This window comes from Lewinella sp., from assembly GCF_050633125.1.
In the GTDB taxonomy this organism is placed as follows: domain Bacteria; phylum Bacteroidota; class Bacteroidia; order Chitinophagales; family Saprospiraceae; genus Lewinella.
Genome location: NZ_JBOEFX010000093.1, coordinates 1 through 493, shown reverse-complemented (window position 1 = coordinate 493; position 493 = coordinate 1). Strand labels below are relative to the sequence as shown.

General features: G+C 48.7%; 1 protein-coding gene. It reads left to right on the top strand.

The features are described from left to right. The coding region (locus tag ACRBG0_RS19880) for a hypothetical protein (protein ID WP_431488602.1) at nt 1-493 on the top strand (493 nt) is incomplete at both ends.

Sequence of the window (493 nt, the reverse complement as noted above, 5' to 3'; positions counted from 1 at the left end):
AAGTATACGACTCAACTGCACCAGTAGTAAGTGTTGGTGAGTACGGTGGCCCAACGGCTAACTGTCCTGACCTGCTTCCTGGCCAGTTCGGTGATGACGACGGTAACTGTGAAGAAGCAGTAAGCATTCCATTCTCTGTAAGCGACGAGTGTGAATTGTTTGACGGCGACGGTGTACTAGTTGTAAGCATCGTATCTGCACAGCTTGACGCATTTGCAGTAGACGCTAACGGCGACGGTGACATCAAGTCTAACGAATTTGTACCGGAAGCTGGCCCTGCTGGCAACGTATTAGCAAATATCACGGACAACGGAGACGGTACTTACTCATTTGACGGTACTTTCCCAATCATTACTTCTGCGATGGGAGATAACATCTACCATGCAGTACGTATTCTGTTCGAAGACGGTTGTGGTAACCAGACCAGCGAGACCATCGTATTTGATGTTATCGACTGTAAAGGCCCAGCCCCAGTATGTATCAACGGCTTGAC